The sequence below is a fragment of the uncultured Actinomyces sp. genome, from assembly GCF_963526355.1.
Classification (GTDB): Bacteria; Actinomycetota; Actinomycetes; order Actinomycetales; family Actinomycetaceae; genus Actinomyces.
In genome coordinates this window covers 49,017-66,781 of sequence record NZ_CAUROW010000010.1, presented here as the reverse complement: position 1 = coordinate 66,781, position 17,765 = coordinate 49,017, and the positions used below count along the sequence as shown (strand labels likewise).

Genomic DNA, 17,765 nt, shown 5'->3' with positions numbered 1-17,765 from the left:
GGGGGGCCCGCTCCATACATGGCCAACCCCAACCAGGCCGGGCTCAACTGAGGTCCTCAGAGCCGGGTGGTGGCCTCCCCCCCCCCACCCACGGCCATCTGGGTCCACAGCAGTCGGCGTCCCCAACTGCCGCGCGGGTTGCGCGGCATCACTGCCCTTGGCCCATCCGGTAGCCGACGCCGCGCACCGTCTGCACGAACCGGGGCTGGGAGGGGTCGTCACCGAGCTTCTTGCGCAGGTGCGCGATGTGCACGTCGACCAGGTGGTCGTCGCCGACCCAGTCCTCGCCCCACACGGCGTCGGTGAGCTGGCGGCGGTTCAGCACCCAGCCGGGGTGTTCCGCCAGGGCCTGCAACAGGTCGAACTCGGTACGGGTCAGCTCCACCGGTGACGCGTCGAGCTCCACCCGACGCGACGACGGGTCCAGGGTGAGGGCGCCGATGCGGTGCACCACCGCGGCCGTGGCGCCCGTACTTCCGGCGCGGGGGCGTCTCAGCAGCACCTGGATGCGAGCCACCAGCTCACGCGGGCTGAACGGTTTGGTCATGTAGTCGTCCGCGCCGACCGACAACCCGATCAGCTTGTCGACCTCGTCGGCGCGGGCCGTGAGCATCAACACGTAGCAGTCGCTGAAGGTGCGCAGCTGGCGGCACACCTCCACCCCGTCCATGCCCGGCAGGCCCAGGTCCAGCACCACCACGTCGGGGGCCGTGGCCCGGACAAGGTCAAGCGCGGCCAGCCCGTCCCCGCAGGTCTGGGCCGACATGCCGGCCCGCTCGAGGTAGTTCTTCACTGTGCCCGACAGCACCGGCTCGTCGTCGACGACCAGGACACTCGGTACAACCGCAACAGAAGCGCTGTTCATGACACCACCTCACCACGGACCCGGCCGGGGATCAATTCGACGGGGCGGAGCTGGGCATCATCGTCGAGTGGTCCATGTCCGTCATGCCACCCATGTCGTGGTTCATGCCGGACATGCTGCCCATGTCGTGCTGCACCGAGGCCGGCGCCTTCGGCGAATAGCCCATGACGGCAGGGTCGAGCATGCCGAAGATCATCGCGACGTGGGCCACCACCAGGAACACGGCCACCATCGCCACGTGCAGGCGCAGGCGCCCGGTCTCGTCGCGGCCCAAGAGCTCGGCCTCCAGCAGGCTGATCACCAGCATCGGCACGCCACCGGCCAGGTACGACAGGACAGCGATCACGTCCGCGGGGCCACGCCAGCCACCATTGACCGTCAGCGGAACCACGGCAGTGATAAGCAGGTGCAGGCCGATGAACACCCACACCGGCCCGGCCAGCAACCCGGCCCAGTGGCCCACCTTCGTCACCCATCCCGGCGCCGGACGCTCACCCCGACGAGCCAACAGGATCACCAACTCGGTGATCGCGAGCGTCTCGGCCAGCACGACCGGAAGCGCCATGAACAACAGCAGGTTCCACGGCTGACGCACGGCCAACAGCCCCATGTAGTGGGTCATCGGCATGCCCTCCATCCCCGACCCGGAGGTCAGGTCAGGGGCGGCCAGGGCCAGGGCGGCAGCTGCGATGGTGCCGACACCCAGGGCAACCAGCGGCACGGTACGGGAAGAGTTCTCGTTCGAGGTCATGGCCACAAGCCTCGAAGCCCCACACCGAGGTCGGGGCAAGGGAATGTGAAGATTCGGTCAAGCCGGTCTCCGGGTAGACATGGGGCCAGAACAGACCGTCACCATGGGGCCAATCGAAGTTGACAGAGCCAAAGGGGCGGTCTTGGCCGCCCTCAGTCCTCCAGGTGGTGTCTGCCGTGTACTGCACGAGGGTCGGGGGCTACTGGGTGAGGATCGGGTGTACTCCCCGAGGTGCGAGATGTCGTGCAGTATGCACGCCCCTTGGCCAGTGCACCCCCACCCTCGTGCAGTAGCGGCAGAGCACCAGTCCCATTTCTTTCAAAGCGCGTAGCAATAGCAGCGAAGAACGAACGGGGGTCCCACCGGTTCACCGGTGGGACCCCCGTCAGCACCCTTCGTGGAGGGAGGGCCTTAGTCGCTATCAGGCCTTCTTGGCCTCGGCGATGCGCTCACGGAACTTGGCGAGCTGCTCCTTGATGGCCTCGGGCAGCTTGTCACCGAACTGCTTGTAGTACTCCTCGGTGTCGTCCATCTCGGCGGCCCAGGCCTCGGGGTCGATGTCGTACATCTTGGCCCACTCCTCCTCGCCCAGGTCGAGACCCTCGAGGTTGAAGTCCTCGAACTTGGGGTAGCGGCCGGTGACGCCGTCGATCGCCTCGACCTCGCCGGAGGCACGGCGCACGATCCAGTCGAGCACGCGGGAGTTGTCGCCGTAGCCGGGCCAGATGAACTTGCCGTTCTCGTCCTTGCGGAACCAGTTGACCTGGTAGACCTTGGGGAACTTGTCACCCAGCTTCTCCTGCATCTCCAGCCAGTGGGACCAGTAGTCGGCCATGTGGTAGCCGCAGAAGGGCAGCATGGCCATGGGATCGTGGCGCAGGGAGCCGACCTTGGCGTCCAGGGCGGCAGCGGTGACCTCAGAGGCCACGGAGGAGCCGATGAACACGCCGTGAGCGTTCTCGTACTGCTCGGCGACCAGCGGCACGTTGGTCGCACGGCGGCCGCCGAAGAGGATCGCGTCGATGGCCACGCCCTCGGGGGCCTCCCAGTCGGGGCAGACGATCGGGCACTGCGAGGCCGGGGTGGTGAAGCGGCTGTTGGGGTGAGCGGCCTTCTTGCCCTCGGCGGCGTCGGCCGGGGTGAAGTCATTGCCCTGCCAGTCGATGAGGTGCTCCGGCATCGGGGCGTCGATGCCCTCCCACCACACGTCACCGTCGTCGGTCAGGGCGACGTTGGTGAAGATGGTGTTGGCCTTCATGGTGTCCATGGCCATCGGGTTGGTGTCGTAGGAGGTGCCGGGGGCGACGCCGAAGAAGCCGGCCTCGGGGTTGATGGCGCGCAGGCGGCCGTCGGGGCCGGGGCGCATCCAGGCGATGTCGTCACCGACGGTCTCGACCTTGTAGCCCGGGATGGTGGGCTGGAGCATGGCGAGGTTGGTCTTGCCGCAGGCGCTCGGGAAGGCGGCGGTGACGTGGTACTGCTTGCCGCTCTTCTCGTCGGTCAGGCGCAGGATGAGCATGTGCTCGGCCATCCAGCCGTCGCGGCGGGCCATGGTCGAGGCGATGCGCAGCGCGTAGCACTTCTTGCCCAGCAGCGCGTTGCCGCCGTAGCCGGAACCGAAGGACCAGATCTCGTTGGTCTCCGGGAAGTGGGTGATGTACTTCTCGTCGTTGCAGGGCCAGGTGGTGTCCTTCTCGTGCTCGGCCAGGGGGGCGCCGACGGAGTGGACGGCCGGGACCCAGGGGCGGCCCTCGGCGATGAGGTCCATGGCGGCCGATCCCATGCGGGTCATGATCCGCATGTTGACCACCACGTAGGGGGAGTCGGTCAGCTCAATGCCGAGCTGGGAGATGGGGCCGCCCAGGGGGCCCATGGAGAAGGGGATCACGTAGAGGGTCCGGCCGCGCATGGCGCCGTCGAACTTCTCGTGGAGGATCTTCTTCATCTCGGCCGGGTCGTACCAGTTGTTGGTCGGGCCGGCGTCCTCCTCCTTCTCGGAGCAGATGAAGGTCCTGGACTCCACACGGGCGACGTCACTGGGCAGGGAACGCGCGAGGAAGGAGTTGGGGCGCTTGTCAGGGTTGAGGCGGGTGAACACGCCCGACTCGACCATCTCCGTGGTCAGGCGGTCCCACTCCTCCTGCGAGCCGTCCGCGAAGTAGACGTTCTCGGGCTTGGCCAGCTCGGCGATGCGCGTGACGAATTCGACGACATCCTCAGGGGCGTTAGCCGGCGCGGCAGCGCGGACGTCCTTCTCAGACACAGTCATGCGAGTCCCTTCCTTGGGGGTGTTGATCCGGTGAGCGCGCCGTTACCGGCCCGCTTGGTCGAGGGCAATACTCCCCCAACCGGCGCCCACGGTCACATTGCCAAAGGTCCCAACGGGACCTCTCCTCCCCGCCACACGCGCATGCGATCGGCCACATTCGGGAGAATGACGGCTTTTGATGCCTTTGACACAGCACCATTCCGCCCTCAGTGAAGGTCAAGTACGACCGTGTAGCGTGCCCGCATGTCCGTCGCGCCGTCTCCCGCATCCAGTTCTACGCGCTCCTGCACACGCTCCCGGTTACACGCACCGGCGCGCCCGGCCCTGGTGGCCGCCTTCTGCCTGACGCTGAGCGCCTGCACCGCCCACATGGACATGACGATCACTCAGGGCAGCTACGACGTCGCCCTGGAGATGCGGGACACGACCGGCGCCGTCTTCCCCCGGGGCAAGACCCCCGACTGCTCCGCCTACTCCGACCCGGCCGCCCTGGGCGTACCTGAGGGAACCACGATCAAGGCCGAGCCGATCACCGGCGACGACGGGCTCGGCTGTCAGGTGAGCATCAACGGGGTCGAGATCCCCCAAGCCTCTCAGGCCGAGCCGAACACCATCGTCGTACGCGACGGCGACGTCTACAGGGTGACGATCCAGCCCTTCTCACCCGATCCCTCACAGGAGACCAGTGGGGCCGACGACGCGGCAAGCGCTGCACCGGAGGCGTCTGCCGCTCCGTCGGGAGGCTCGGGGGACCCTCAGCCGAGCAGCACGTCCTTCAAGGGCGTGGTCGACACCAGGGTCTCGGTCACTTTCCCCGGCGCAGTAACGCAGTCCGGCGGGGGAAAGGTCTCGGGCACCACGGTCACCTGGGACGATCCCGACGCCGTCGCCAAGGGTGTCAGCGCCTCGGGCTACGCCCAGAACTCGCGGGGCGTGTCCCGATGGAGTCGGTCCAGCACCTGGTTGGCCGGCGCCCTGGCGCTGCTCGGGAGCATCCTGGCGACGGTCGTCCTGCGGCGGCGCGCAGCATGGAGGTGGTCACGCAGACGACGCGCACGCCGGCAGTAGTCCACCGGATGCAACACCATCGACGTCGTCTCCGGAGCGGACCCGCTCATCCCGGGCCACCGAGGCCCGACGGGTATGAGCGACGTCGCACAAGGCTCCGGCGTCCAGCCCCGCTACAACATCCCTCCAGGAGAGCGATCCGCTATATCACCCAGGTGACGGCCAGGCCACAAAACGGTTACTGTGTCCGCATGAAGACTGCCGCCGCGCGCCGCACACCCGTTCCCCTGTACGTGCTGACAGCCCTCGTCTGCCTCGCCCTGTCCGCCCCCCTGGCCCTGACCGGCGTCCCAGCGCACGCCGCCCCTCACGCTGACCAGGACCTTAAACTCAAAAAAGATATCACTCTGGTCATTAAATCCAACGACACATACTCCTTGAAGGAGAAGACAGTCGACTCCTCAACCGGCGTCAAGATCATCACCGAAAAAGCCTGTTCTGCTGAGGCGCTTAAAGACATTTCCGACTACTACAAGAACGCCAAGTACACCTTCAAGGACGAAGGCAACGCCCGCAGTTGCACCATCGAAGGATCAGGGAAGATCTCTGAATCTAATGGAGTAATCACGCATGAGAACGACGAGTACATCGTCGATTTAACATCCGGTTTAACATCCGACAAGAGCGGCGACGCCTCTAGCGGAGTTGATCTCAACTACTCAATCACCTTCCCCGGTAAAGTCACCGACGCAGACGGAGGCAAGGTCGACGGCAACAAAGTCACCTTCACCGATTCCGTGCACCACAAGGTGAAGGGCCGGGACAGCTCCGCCTCCACGTGGATCTGGATCCTCATCGGCGTGCTCGCCGTGGCCGTGATCGGTGGAGTCGTCGCCGCTATCGTCATCACCCAGAGGAAGAAGAAGAACCAGCTCCAGCCCTCCCCCTACGCGGCCCCCGCTCAGGGCTACGATCCCAACCAGGCCTTCCCAGCTCAGCCCGGCTACGGCATGCCCCAGGCCCAGCCCGGCCAGCAGCCCTACAGCGCCCCCCAGGCTCAACCCGGCTACGGCATGCCCCAAGATCAGCCCGGCCAGCAGCCCTACAGCGCCCCCCAGGCTCAACCCGGCTACGGCATGCCCCAAGATCAGCCTGGCCAGCAGCCCTACAGCGCCCCCCAGGCTCAACCCGGCTATGGCACACCCCAGACCCAGACGCCCCCAACCCAGTCACTCCAGCCTCCTTATGGCGGCCCCCAGTCCGGACAGAGCGCTTACTGAGGCGCACCTCTCCAGAACGTTGTGGCTCCGGAACCATTCGGTTTCGGAGCCACGTCATCGTCACCGCAGTATGAGACACTCGGAGCAGTTACGGGCACGATGCACCAGAGTCGGCACCCTCATCCAACCCACATAGTTCTAAGGCGACACATGCAGCACGCTCCCCTTCGGCGCACCCCAGCAGCTGTTCTCGTCAGCATCCTCAGTCTGGCCGTCTCCCTCCTCCTCGGGTCGGCGACGCCGGTGGATGCGGCCACCCCGATGGCAGGCACCGGCGAGGAGAAAGACTCCTTCGAGATCGCCATCAGCTCCAATGATGAGGTGACAACGACCTTCTTGGGCACCGCTCCACCAGACGCCGAGCAAAAGCTCAAGGACTCCTGCACCGAGGAGAACTTCACGGTGGATGGCAAGAAGACACCGACAGTGACCTTCTCCTCCGAAAGTGGGACCCCGACCTGCACAGCGGTCCTCACCGTGCCGGTCTCCGATAACAAGTACGTGACCCACGACGGAGATGAGTACGTCGTCGACACCAGTGTGGACTCGGAGTCCAACGACGGGGCGGGTTCCCAGGCACTCTCGGTCGTCTTCCCCGGGAAGGTCACCGACGCCGGCGGAGGACGAATAGAGGGGGACAAGAAGAACAAGGTCTCATTCGACACCTTCGACAACCAGAAGGCTCGCGGTAAGGACACTGCCGAAGCGGATACCGGATCCGGCTTATGGATGATCGTCATCCTGGTGCTCCTGGGTGGAATCGGGGGCAGCGTGGTAGCCCTCATCACCAACTCCAACAAGAAGAACCGGGAGCGGAGGTACCTGGAGGCGTTGAAGCAGCAGTCGTTCAACGCGGCGGCCGCACCGGCGTACCAGCAGTTCCCAGCCACCCCGCCTGCACAGGGCGTCCCGCTCCAGCCCCAGCAGCCCTACCAGCAGCAGCCCCCCGGCCAGGGCGCGCTCCCCGGCACACAGGCATCACCTACCCAACCGGGCTACCCAGCAAGGCCGAGTTAGGTTTAACTGTTGCTGCAGTTCGTGAGATCTCGGGTGTGTCCGTGAGTCCCTGGGCGCACCCGAGGCGACTGTTACAGCAGCCGGGGTCTTGGGGCCACTCGTTGGGAGTGGTCCCAAGACCCCGGTTTCGTGCTCCTGTCTGTCAGTCCTCGGCTCCGCCGACGACGAGTTGGGGTTCGCTGGCGGCCGGCTGCGGGTCGGCGGCGCAGGTGGTGCCCTCATCCGGCATGGTCCCGTTGACCAGGAAGCCGGTGATAGCCGTGATGGCACAGGTGTTCACGTTGAAGGCGACGTGACCGTAGCCCTCGACGGTGAGCAGGCGGTTGTTGTCCAGCTGGCCGGCCAGAGTCTGCGACCAGGAGTAGAGGGTTTTGATGTCTCCCTTGATACCGACGACGAGGATCGGGGCGGAGCCCTCGGCACGGGCCTCCTGGGGCGGGGTCTTCCCCCGGTGCCCCCAGCCTCGGCAGTAGGCCTCCAAGGAGTTCGAGATGCCGCCGAAGAAGGGGTGGGCCTTCCTCTCGGCGGCTGCCTGCGCGTCCCAGTCGGAAGCGGTGGCGCCCGTATCCGGGTAGTCATTGCAGATGACCGCATTGCTTAGGGCCCTGGCATTGGCGAGGCGGGCCGCAACCTCGGCGGTCATCTCCGGCGGCAGTCCAGGCGAACCCTGCATCGCTTTGACCATGAGGGTGCCGTCGTGGTTGGTCATCGCCGGAGTGAGCATGGCGGTCAGTCCGTCCCAGTCCGGTTTCTCAACGGCGTACTGCTGGATGATGGCGGTGGCCTCTCGGGTGCTGATGGTGGCGTCGGAGTCCGGGGTGGTCAGAGGGTTCTTGTCCAGGCCGTCGACGAAGGCGGCCAGCTGGGAGACCGCCTCGTCCGTGGAACCGGACAGGGGGCAGCCATCCTGTGCCCGGCAGTGCTCGACGTACTGACGCAGGACGCCTTCTGTGAAAGCCGTGATCTCGGCATCCCCATCGGCCCAACGCTGCGCGGGGTCCATGGCGCTGTCCAGGACTGTGCGTCCGACACGGTCGGGGAAGAGGTCGGCGTAGAGGGCTCCGATATAGGTCCCGTAGGACATGCCCAGGTAGTTCAGCCTCGCGTTGCCGTTGGTGGCGCGCAGGACGTCCAGGTCACGGGCGACGTCGCGGGTGCCGACGTGGTCGAGCAGTTCAGGGACCTCGGAGTGCTTGGCGCACCTGGCAGCATTGACCGCACCCCGGTCGATCTTGTCCTGGGCCGCAACGTTCTTTGATTTGACGCCCTTGAGCGGGTCCGTGGGATTGGTGGCGTCGTCGTTGGGATTCGCCAGGTACTGGTTGATCTCGTCATCGGTCCAGCAGGTGATCGGGGTGGACCGCCCGACCCCGCGAGGGTCGAATCCAATAATGTCGTAGGATCCCCGGAGCCCTTCGAACATGGACGCCCTGAACTCCACTACCTCAATTCCGCTGCCGCCGGGGCCTCCGGGGTTGAGGAACAGGGAGCCGTGCTCGGCGTCGCCGTCTAAGGCGGGAAGCTTCTTCACAGCAATGGTGATGGTTTGACCGTCGGGGTGCTCGTAGTCCAGGGGAACGGTCACCGTCCCGCACTGGAAGGTCGTGGTCTCATTCGAGCAGTCCTGCCAGCTGATGGTCTGGTTGTAGAAGCTCTCCAGCCCCCGGGGAGCATCACCCTGGGAACTCCCGGTGGGGTTGGAGGTGGAACCGTTGGTGGGGGTGCTGGTCTGGTCGGCGGACGTAGGCGCAGAGGTGGTCGCGGCGGCGTCGGTGGAGCTGCCGTCGGTGGTGCTGCCGTTGGTGGTGCTGCCGTTGGTGGGGCTGGTGGTGGAGCCGTTGGTGGGGGCGCTGGTCTGATCGGTGGCTGTGGGTGCAGAGGTGGGCGTTGCGGCGTCGGTGGAGCCGTCTGGTTGGCAGGCTGCTAGTGCGGTTGACAGCATCAGTACTGCCAGGGCCGCTCCCGCCTTCCGTGCGGCCAGGGGTGTGGGTCTCATCAGGGGGTGGCCCTCCTTGCGGTGTCAGTGGTCGTCATCTGGTCGTCGTCGGTCTCCATTGCCCGCCGTGGCCCCGCTGCTACCGGGGCTCGGGCGGTGCTGGGTCTCCTGCCCGGGCCCTGCTCTTGCGGTGCCCGGACCCCTACAACGCTAACGACGATGTGGTGTTGGTTTCCTCAACCTCCTGGACGGATGGGGGTGGCCTTTCGGAGGAGACGGATCACGAGCACTCTCCTCCTCCAGAAGGAGAACGCATCCGCGCCCTCCGGTCCGGGGCCTTGGGTCCACTCGTTGAGTGGACCCAAGGTCCCGGAGCGTTTCGCGGGTGCGGTGCTGTTTGTCAGCCCTCGGCGGGTTGTGGGTCGGCGGCGCAGGTGGTGCCCTCATCCGGCATGGTCCCGTTGACCAGGAAGCCGGTGATGGCCGTGGTAGCGCAGCTGTTCCTGTCGAAGGCGCCGTGACCGTAGCCCTCGACGGTGAGCAGGTGGCCGTTGTCCAGCTGGCCGGCCAGGCTCCGGGACCAGGAGTAGAGCGTCTGGGCATCCCCAGTGATCCCGACGACGAGGATCGGGGCGGAGCCCTCGGCACGGGTCTCCTGGGGCGGGGTCGTCCCCCGATGCCCCCAGCCGCGGCAGTAGGCCTCCGCGGCGTTCGAGGTGCCGCCGAAGAAGGGGTGGGCCTTCCTCTCGGCGGCTGCCTGCGCGTCCATCTCAGAGGCGGTACTGCCCGTATCTGGGTTGTCGTTGCAGACGACCGCGTTGCCTAGGACCATGGCGTTGGCGGAGCGAGCCGCCTCCTCGGCGGTCATCTCCGGCGACAGCCCGGGCGAGCCCTGCTTCGCCTTGGCCATGAGGGTGCCGTCGTGGTTGGTCATCGCCGGGGTGAGCATGGCGGTCAGTCCGTCCCAGTCCGGCCGTCTGACGGCGAGCTGCAGGATGATGTCGGTGGCCTCCTGCGTGTTGACGGTGGCGTCGGAGTCCGGGGTGGTCAGTGGGTTCTTGTCCAGGCCGTTGACGAAGGCGGCCAGCTGGGTGATCGCCTCGTCCGTGGATCCGGTCAGGGGGCAGGCGCTCTGTGCCTGGCAGTGCTCGACGTACTGACGCAGAACACCTTCCGAGAAGGCGACCTGCCCTGCTCTGAGTTCGCCACCCAATCGTTTCGAGGGATCGACGGCGCTGTCCAGGACTGTGCGTCCGACACGGCCCGGGAAGAGGTCGGCGTAGAGGGCTCCGATGTAGGTCCCGTAGGAGATGCCCAGGTAGTTCAGCTTCGCGTTGCCGTTGGTGGCGCGCAGGACGTCCAGGTCACGGGCGACGTCGCGGGTGCCGACGTGGTCGAGCAGCTCAGGGACCTGTGAGTACTTGGCGCACCTGGCAGCATTGGACGCACCCCGGTCGATCCTCTCCTGGACGGAAGGATTTTTGGAGAAGACGGCATCGGTCGCCATGATCTCGGAGAGCGTGCTGCTTTTGCCGTTCTTGGTGTCCGTGAGGTGCTGGTTGAGCTCCTCATCGCTCCAGCAGGTGATCGGGGTGGACTGCCCCAAGCCCCGAGGATCGAACCCGATAATGTCGTAGGAGCCTCGAAGCTCCTCGAACACGGAGGCCTTGGCCTCCACTACCTCAATTCCGCTGCCGCCGGGGCCTCCGGGGTTGAGGAACAGGGAGCCGTGCTCGGCGTCGCCGTCTAAGGCGGGAAGCTTCTTCACCGCGATGGTGATGGTCTTGCCGTCCGGGTGCTCATAATCCACCGGGACGGTGACCGTCCCACACTGGAAGGTCGTGGTCTCGTTCGAGCAATCCTTCCAGTCGATGTCCTGGCTGTAGAAGCTCTCCAGCCCCCGGGGAGCATCGCCCTGGGAACCCCCAGTGGGGTTGGAGGTGGAGCCGTCGCTGGGGGTGCTGGTCTGGTCGGTGGACGTAGGTGCAGCGGTGGTCGCCGCGGTCCCGATGGAGCTGCCGGAGCCATCGGAGGAGCCGTCAGTGGGGGTGGTGGTGGAGCCGTTGGTGGGGGCGCTGGTCTGATCGGTGGATTCGGTGGATGCGGTTGCAGTGGTGGATGGGGCGGCGTCGGTGGAGCCGTCTGGTTGGCAGGCTGCTAGGGCGGTTGACAGCATCAGTACTGCCAGGGCCGCGCCTGCCTTCCGTGCGGTCAGGGGTGTGGGTCTCATCAGAGGGTGGCTCTCCTTGCGGTGTCAGTGCTCGTCATCTGGTCGTCGTCGGTCTCCACTGCCCGCCATAGCCGAGAGTGGTTGCGGGCAGTGCAGGGGCCCACTGCCCGGCTCACGCCGGCCGGTGGACCCGGCCCGGGCCCCGCTCCCGCGGCGCCCGGACCCCTACAACGCTAACGACAATGTGATGTAGGTTTCCTCAACCTCCTGGACGGATGGGGGTGACCTTTCGGAGGAGACGGATCACGAGCACTCTCCTCCTCCAGAAGGAGAACGCAACTGCCCCCTCCGGTCCGGGGCGCGAAAGCCCACCGGGGATTCGGGGGAGTCCACGGGTCGCGGACCGTCATCCGGGCTCATCCGTCTACTGCTACTGCTACAGCGCCATCCCCGCGGTGTGAGACACTCGGGACAACGTGTGCACCACACACCGGAATCGATAACCTCCGCCCAGTCCACTCAGGTTCTAAAGCGACGTATGCAGCACTCCCCCCTTCGGCGCGCCCCAGCAGCCGCTCTCGTCAGCGTCCTCAGTCTGGCCGCATCCCTCCTCATCGGGGTGGGCACGAATGCGGACGCCGCCACCCCGGCGGCAGGCTCCCACGCAGAGAAACCCTCCTTCGAGATCGCCATTAGCTCCAATGATGAGGTGACAACGACCTTCTTGGGCACCGCTCCACCAGATGCCGAGCAAAAGCTCAAGAAGTCCTGCACCGAGGAGAACTTCACGGTGAATGGCAAGAAGGCTCCGACGGTGACCTTCTCCACCAAGGACGGGATCCCGACCTGCACGGCCGTCCGCACCGAGTCGGTTTCCGACAGTAGTTATGTGACGCACGACGGAGATGAGTACGTCGTCGACACCAGCGTGGTCTCAGGCAAGACGGACCACTGGACACTCTCGGTCGTCTTCCCCGGAAAGGTCACCGACGCCGGCGAAGGAAGAATAGAAGGGGACAAGAAGAACAAGGTCTCATTCGACACCTTCTACAACCACAAGGCTCGTGGTAAGGACACCGCCGAAGCGGACTTCGGATTGGGATTATGGATAATCATCATCCTGGTGCTCCTGGCGGGAGTCGGAGGTGGTGTAGCGGCTCTCGTCATCAGTTCCAACAAGAAGAACCGGAAACGGAGATACCAGGATGCGCTGATGCAGCAGTCGTTCAACACGGCAGCCGCACCGGCGCACCAGCAGTTCCCCACCACCCCGCCTGCACAGGGCGTCCCGCTCCAGCCCCAACAGCCCTACCAACCGTACCCTCCCGGCCAGGGCGCGCTCCCCTCCACGCAGGCATCATCATCCGTCCACCCCGGTTATCCGGCTACCCCGCCGCCCTACCAGCAGGGCCCCGACCCGATGCCGCCAGGGACCGGCGGACCATCCCCTCAGGCGGGGCAGAACGGCTACGGCCGCTACTGACCCTCAAACCGGCCCGCGCATAAGCGCCTGCACCCGCACCAGACCCTGCTCGCTCGCCAGCTCTGCACAAGCCTCGGGATGGCTCGAGTAGAACTCCACGACCCGCTGCAGCTGGGCATGAGTCAGCGGCAAGGTATTCAAACGCGCCCGTACCCGTCCCACCGGGTGGATCTCAACCAGCACCGCCCCGGACGGACCACCACCAACGATACGGGGACGGTCCTTCCACCAGAACGGAGACTCTCTGCTAGTACCAACCGCAATACGGATGCGTTCTGGATCGAGGATGATCTCAGCGCCACGGCGAGGCAGCGGAGTACTCAGCCCGAGCAGCCCGGCTGTCACAAGCAGCACCATCGCTATGAGGAAGGGCACGACAACGCCCCCGCCATAAGCACGATCCCTGATCACCAGGAGGCCCACTGACAACAGGCAGCCGAGCGCCATGAGCGCCACCTCCACATGCCGAATCAGCAGAACGAACCACGTGCCCGTCAGACAGATCCCTTCATCACTGCGTGTCCATCGCCGATAGGCGATCGTACGGCACCTGCGTGCTCCGGCAAGCGCCACCGCATGAATCAGGAGCACCAGGGAGACAACAAGCCCAAGAAGGAAGGCCCCGGACTGCCGACTGTCCGTCACATAGGTGGAGAAGACGAGCACAATGATGGCCCAGACCAGGAACTGCCAGGGGGCTCTCCGTAGAGCCCGGTCCCCCTCCTCGCACGAACGCATGTCCCAGGGGGCCTGCTCTTCGTCCTTCGAGAAGTCTTCCGCCCCATCACGCGTCCTGGCCGTCTCATACGGTTGTGGTATGGCTCCGCTGTGGCCTGCGGCGAGTGAGGCCATCGCCTCCGGAGCCACTGGCCAGGGCCTCGATGTCGTACCCGAGGCCGTCGTGTACGGGGCACCCTGGTGCGGCACCAGCCCGTACGAAGACACCGGGTACGCGGATGGGGCGGGAGCCGACATGAGTGTCCGGACTCGCTGAAGCCCCTGATCGGTGGCGAGCTCCCCTCGCAGCTCGGCATGAGCCGTATAAAATCCGAGCACGGTTTGAAGCTGGCTGTACCCGATCGGGAGCAGGAATATGGGGAAACGCACCGGACGTGCTGCACTCCCCGTGATCAGGGCATGCGGCCGCAACCGGTGAATGATTCTCGCCTCGAGGCTCGGGCGCGCCCCCCAGGGGATATGCACATGGCGCCGTCCACCCGTCCAGATCCACACGGCCTGCGGTGTCAGGATAATCTCCGGAGCTCCCCTGCCACCGATGGGGACGGTCGCACACCCCAACAGCGACCCGAACAGCACGAGGACCGCCAGCTCGAGCGTCCACGCGCCGCCGGGAAAGGCCATGCCGGAGAAGGCCTGCAGCCACACGGCGACCAGCGCGCCCAGCGACGCCATGGCCGCAGGCAGGTAGTAGCGCAGGCCGACGCAGCGCGAGGGCCCGAACTGAATGCACCCGGCTCCTTGACTCCAATAGCGGGAGGACTGCGGGATCCGGCGACTCAGCGAGATCCTGCCCGCCCCGTGCCAGGCGGAACCCAGGCCTCCCAGAACGAGCATCACCCCCAGCGGCACCTTCGAACCGGTGAGGCATGAGACACCGACAGCAAGGGCGATGACGCTGAGTACCAGCCCGAGCCATCCCTCGGCCGCCCGTCCACGGTCGGCACGCTCACGAAAGTCACCTCCACGAGGTGCTGCGCCCGACACCGTCGGGTAACCGCTACTGCTCATGAATCGCCCTGCGGCGTCACCCCAGGAGCGAGTGGCGCGAGATCGAGGCCTCCCGGCCCGGCCCGACGCCGATCGTGGAGATGCGGCAGCCGGCCAGCCCCTCGATACGCAGCACGTAGTCCTGGGCCGCCTGAGGCAGGTCTAAGAAGCGACGCACCTCGCTGATGTCCTCGCTCCAGCCGGGCAGCTCCTCGTAGACGGGGACGGCGTGATGGAAGTCGGACTGGGTCAGCGGCATCTCCTGGGTGATGGTGCCATCGATGTCGTAGGCGACGCACACGGGAATGGTCTCGTACCCGGTGAGAACGTCGAGCTTGGTCATCACCAGGTCGGTGAGCCCGTTGACGCGGGCCGCGTACCGGGTGACGACGGCGTCGTGCCAGCCGCAGCGGCGCGGCCGGCCGGTGGTGACGCCGAACTCTCCACCCTCGTTGCGCAGGCGCTCACCCATCTCGTCATGAAGCTCGGTGGGGAAGGGCCCCTCCCCCACACGGGTGGTGTAGGCCTTGACGACGCCGACGACCGAGTCGATCCGGGTGGGCCCCACCCCGGTACCGGTGCAGGCCCCACCGGAGGTGGGGTTGGAGGAGGTGACGAAGGGATAGGTGCCGTGGTCGATGTCGAGCATCGTGGCCTGGCCTGCCTCGAACAGAACCGTCTTACCCTTGTCAAGAGCGCTGTTGAGCACCAGGGAGCAGTCGACGACCATCGGCCGGACCCGATCCGCGTAGGAGAGCAATTCGTCGGCGACGGCGTCGGCGTCGATAGCGGCCCGGTTGAAGACCTTGAGGAAGAGACTGTTCTTCTGGTCCAGGGCGGAGTGGACCTTCTGACGCAGGATCGACTCGTCGAAGAGATCCTGAACGCGCAGGCCCACGCGATTCATCTTGTCCGCGTAGGTGGGGCCGATACCTCGACCGGTGGTGCCCAGCTGGCGCGCCCCCAGGAAGCGCTCGGTGGTGCGGTCCAGGACCCGGTTGTAGGAGGGGATGATGTGGGCGTTGGCGCTGATGAGAAGGCTGGAGGCGTCCTTGCCACGAGCCTCGATCTCGGCGATCTCACTGAAGAGGACCTCCAGGTCGACAACGACGCCGTTGCCAATGATGGGGGTGACCCCGGGGGTGAGCACGCCCGCCGGCAGGAGGTGGAAGGCGAACTTTTCGCCGTCGATGACCACCGTGTGGCCGGCGTTGTTCCCGCCGTTGAACTTGACGACGTAGTCGACGTCCTGACCGAGCTGGTCAGTCGCCTTGCCCTTTCCCTCGTCTCCCCACTGGGTCCCGACGACGACAACGGCTGGCATGGCTGCTCCCTGACTTCAGTGACGGCGTGCCGGTGGACACACCGCGCTCCAGCCTACCGGAGCCGGAGGGGAGAGATACCCGCGCCCACCGGAGCCGGAGGGGAGAGATACCCATGACGACATAGTCACAAGAAGGTATCGATGACCGTACCGTGTGGGTATGTCACCTGTCTGCCTCCGCCGCATTTCCACGCCCCTGTCCGCACTGACCGCCTTCAGCGTCCTCGTCCTGGCCACCATCCTGGCCCTGGCCGGAGCTCCCGGTCACGCCGCCCCGTTGGACAACGACACCGATGCCAGCGACAAGATCTCGGTGGACATCGTCGTCAAATCAGATGAGACATATTCCGCCGTATTCCAGATCTCTGAGAGCTCCCCCATTCCCACGCTCAAGGAGGAGCACTGCAGCCAGGACTACCTTGATCCCGATCACAGCACCGGCATCAAGGACTTGAAGCCCGACTACAAAGAGGAGGGCGATACCCGCACCTGCATCCTTCAAGGAGAGGGGAGGATCACCGACGACTCCGATGTCATCGCCCACAACAACGACGAGTTCATCGTGATGACCCCCGAGTTCAACTCCGGCACCCCCGACGCCACCGTTGACTTCACCCAGTCGGTCACCTTCCCCGGGGAGGTGACCGAGGCCGACGGCGGCAAGGTCGATGGCACCAAAGTCACCTTCTCCGACCCACAGTCTCACAAGGTCAAAGGAAAGGACCAGGGCTCCGACACCGCCCGGGGAACAGGCGGTTCTCGCGACACCACGGGAAAGAGCGGCTCGACACCCTCCTGGGTGTGGAAGCTCCTCGCCGTGCTCCCCTTGGCCGTGGTCGGCGGAGTCGTCGGCGCTGTCGTCAGCTCCCAGAGAAGGAAGAAGAATCAACAGGCCGCGCCCTATACCGCTCCTGCCCAGGGCTATCATCCCGGCCAGGCGTTCCCGCCCCAGCCCGGTCAGCAGGGTTACCAGGGGCCCCAGGGACAGCAGCCCTACCAGCCGCCCTACGACGGCCAGCCCGGTCAACAGCCACCCTTCGGCGCGCCGCAGCCCCAGCCCGGTCAGCAGGGTTACCAGGGGCCCCAGGGACAGCAGCCCTACCAGCCGCCCTACGACGGCCAGCCCGGCCAGGGATACTGAGGTCCGATGCGCCCACGGCCGCGCCGCACAAGATTCACCTCGCGCTCTGGGGAGGCGACGTTGTCAGTCAGGAGTTGGGAGAGGAGGATTCGATGGCATGAGCCCGGCGATGGTGGAGCGCTGGAGCAGCGCGATGAGGTAGGCCTGGAAGGCCGGACCGATAAGAACCATGAACCAGGTTCCTGCCGTTCTCATGACGGGCAGCACCCAGACAACGGCCACCGGCACGCTCACGATCAGCAGTGCGAGCGCCGTGATCCCCAGATGCGCCACGGCAAGCCGAGCGGCGTTGGACAGATGCCGGGCGACCGACGCCTCGAAGAAGGCCACGAGCGGCAGCAGCCAGACGAGGATCAAGGCCAGAAGCACTCCTCCGGCCAGCACCAGACCGGCCAGGGCATCGCCCTGGACACTCTCCTGACCAGCTCCGACGGCGCCGTCGGCCAGGACCAGGTACTCCCAGGCCCCAAGGGCCATCAGGGCGAGCAAGGGCAGCCACCAGGCCAGAGACTGACGCAGGTTGAGGCGGAAGGAGCGCCACCAGGTACTCACGACCGCTGGATCACCCTCGGCCGCCATCTCACCGGCCACACGCGCACAGGCCGTCAGGGAGGCACCGGCCGTCACCACCGGCAGGCAGCCGGCCAGGGTGAGGACGTTGAGGATGACGACGTCGGCCGCTGCTGACCAGGCCCGGTAGGCCGGAGTGTCGGGGCCGGGGAACAGCGCCACGGGGTCTCCTTACATGCAGGGCACAGTCAGTAGCAGATGGACATGATACGGGCGGTTCTCG

13 protein-coding genes are annotated in these 17,765 nt (G+C 66.0%); 5 read left to right on the top strand and 8 right to left on the bottom strand.

The window, feature by feature from the left end; translation table 11 throughout:
- Positions 1–148: 148 nt before the first annotated feature.
- The 3 genes from RWR81_RS04410 to RWR81_RS04400 all read right to left on the bottom strand — a co-directional run bounded on the left by RWR81_RS04410 (position 149) and on the right by RWR81_RS04400 (position 3,885).
- Entirely contained in the window at positions 149–865 is a 717-nt protein-coding gene (locus RWR81_RS04410) for a response regulator transcription factor (RefSeq protein ID WP_003780993.1), read from the bottom strand.
- A gap of 31 nt (positions 866–896) precedes the next feature.
- Entirely contained in the window at positions 897–1,616 is a 720-nt protein-coding gene (locus RWR81_RS04405) for a DUF6803 family protein (protein WP_314454981.1), read from the bottom strand.
- Between the two features lie 421 nt (positions 1,617–2,037).
- Positions 2,038–3,885, bottom strand: coding sequence for a phosphoenolpyruvate carboxykinase (GTP) (locus RWR81_RS04400; RefSeq protein ID WP_314454977.1), 1,848 nt, complete (start codon positions 3,883–3,885; stop codon positions 2,038–2,040).
- Positions 3,886–4,128: 243 nt separating this feature from the next.
- Between RWR81_RS04400 and RWR81_RS04395 the strand changes: the two genes are divergently transcribed.
- The 3 genes from RWR81_RS04395 to RWR81_RS04385 all read left to right on the top strand — a co-directional run bounded on the left by RWR81_RS04395 (position 4,129) and on the right by RWR81_RS04385 (position 7,190).
- Positions 4,129–4,953 carry an LppM family (lipo)protein gene (locus RWR81_RS04395; protein WP_314454973.1) on the top strand — a complete coding sequence of 275 codons (825 nt, stop codon included), beginning with the start codon at positions 4,129–4,131 and terminating at the stop codon, positions 4,951–4,953.
- A 191-nt stretch (positions 4,954–5,144) separates the two neighbouring features.
- Positions 5,145–6,173, top strand: coding sequence for an LppM family (lipo)protein (locus tag RWR81_RS04390; protein ID WP_314454963.1), 1,029 nt, complete (start codon positions 5,145–5,147; stop codon positions 6,171–6,173).
- 150 nt (positions 6,174–6,323) lie between these two features.
- Positions 6,324–7,190 carry a hypothetical protein gene (locus RWR81_RS04385; protein ID WP_314454960.1) on the top strand — a complete coding sequence of 289 codons (867 nt, stop codon included), beginning with the start codon at positions 6,324–6,326 and terminating at the stop codon, positions 7,188–7,190.
- A 142-nt stretch (positions 7,191–7,332) separates the two neighbouring features.
- Here the strand turns inward: RWR81_RS04385 and RWR81_RS04380 are convergent, their stop codons facing one another.
- Complete coding sequence (locus RWR81_RS04380; RefSeq protein WP_314454957.1) at positions 7,333–9,186, bottom strand: alpha/beta fold hydrolase; 1,854 nt, start codon at positions 9,184–9,186, stop codon at positions 7,333–7,335.
- A 340-nt stretch (positions 9,187–9,526) separates the two neighbouring features.
- Positions 9,527–11,356: an alpha/beta hydrolase gene (locus tag RWR81_RS04375; RefSeq protein WP_314454954.1), complete on the bottom strand. Its 1,830-nt coding sequence runs from the start codon at positions 11,354–11,356 to the stop codon at positions 9,527–9,529.
- A 478-nt stretch (positions 11,357–11,834) separates the two neighbouring features.
- On the opposite strand from RWR81_RS04375, the gene RWR81_RS04370 reads away from it, so the two are divergent.
- On the top strand, positions 11,835–12,779 hold the full coding sequence (locus RWR81_RS04370; protein WP_314454951.1) for a hypothetical protein: 945 nt from the start codon (positions 11,835–11,837) through the stop codon (positions 12,777–12,779).
- A gap of 3 nt (positions 12,780–12,782) precedes the next feature.
- Here RWR81_RS04370 and RWR81_RS04365 read toward each other — a convergent pair whose 3' ends face one another.
- The gene (locus tag RWR81_RS04365; protein WP_314454948.1) at positions 12,783–14,528 is read right to left on the bottom strand and encodes a hypothetical protein; all 1,746 of its coding nucleotides are present in this window, start codon (positions 14,526–14,528) and stop codon (positions 12,783–12,785) included.
- 16 nt (positions 14,529–14,544) lie between these two features.
- On the bottom strand, positions 14,545–15,831 hold the full coding sequence (locus tag RWR81_RS04360; protein ID WP_314454946.1) for an adenylosuccinate synthase: 1,287 nt from the start codon (positions 15,829–15,831) through the stop codon (positions 14,545–14,547).
- Positions 15,832–15,991: 160 nt separating this feature from the next.
- Here RWR81_RS04360 and RWR81_RS04355 point away from each other — a divergent pair, with 160 nt between their 5' ends.
- Complete coding sequence (locus tag RWR81_RS04355; protein ID WP_314454943.1) at positions 15,992–16,972, top strand: hypothetical protein; 981 nt, start codon at positions 15,992–15,994, stop codon at positions 16,970–16,972.
- 63 nt (positions 16,973–17,035) lie between these two features.
- On the opposite strand, the gene RWR81_RS04350 is transcribed toward RWR81_RS04355, so the two are convergent.
- Complete coding sequence (locus tag RWR81_RS04350; protein WP_314454941.1) at positions 17,036–17,704, bottom strand: DUF624 domain-containing protein; 669 nt, start codon at positions 17,702–17,704, stop codon at positions 17,036–17,038.
- Positions 17,705–17,765 lie beyond the last annotated feature (61 nt).

Bases quoted from the DNA above. Each gene is read 5' to 3' on its own strand.
- RWR81_RS04410 (WP_003780993.1), bottom strand. From the start codon at position 865: ATGAACAGCGCTTCTGTTGCGGTTGTACCGAGTGTCCTGGTCGTCGAC.
- RWR81_RS04405 (WP_314454981.1), bottom strand. From the start codon at position 1,616: ATGACCTCGAACGAGAACTCTTCCCGTACCGTGCCGCTGGTTGCCCTG.
- RWR81_RS04400 (WP_314454977.1), bottom strand. From the start codon at position 3,885: ATGACTGTGTCTGAGAAGGACGTCCGCGCTGCCGCGCCGGCTAACGCC.
- RWR81_RS04395 (WP_314454973.1), top strand. From the start codon at position 4,129: ATGTCCGTCGCGCCGTCTCCCGCATCCAGTTCTACGCGCTCCTGCACA.
- RWR81_RS04390 (WP_314454963.1), top strand. From the start codon at position 5,145: ATGAAGACTGCCGCCGCGCGCCGCACACCCGTTCCCCTGTACGTGCTG.
- RWR81_RS04385 (WP_314454960.1), top strand. From the start codon at position 6,324: ATGCAGCACGCTCCCCTTCGGCGCACCCCAGCAGCTGTTCTCGTCAGC.
- RWR81_RS04380 (WP_314454957.1), bottom strand. From the start codon at position 9,186: ATGAGACCCACACCCCTGGCCGCACGGAAGGCGGGAGCGGCCCTGGCA.
- RWR81_RS04375 (WP_314454954.1), bottom strand. From the start codon at position 11,356: ATGAGACCCACACCCCTGACCGCACGGAAGGCAGGCGCGGCCCTGGCA.
- RWR81_RS04370 (WP_314454951.1), top strand. From the start codon at position 11,835: ATGCAGCACTCCCCCCTTCGGCGCGCCCCAGCAGCCGCTCTCGTCAGC.
- RWR81_RS04365 (WP_314454948.1), bottom strand. From the start codon at position 14,528: ATGAGCAGTAGCGGTTACCCGACGGTGTCGGGCGCAGCACCTCGTGGA.
- RWR81_RS04360 (WP_314454946.1), bottom strand. From the start codon at position 15,831: ATGCCAGCCGTTGTCGTCGTCGGGACCCAGTGGGGAGACGAGGGAAAG.
- RWR81_RS04355 (WP_314454943.1), top strand. From the start codon at position 15,992: ATGTCACCTGTCTGCCTCCGCCGCATTTCCACGCCCCTGTCCGCACTG.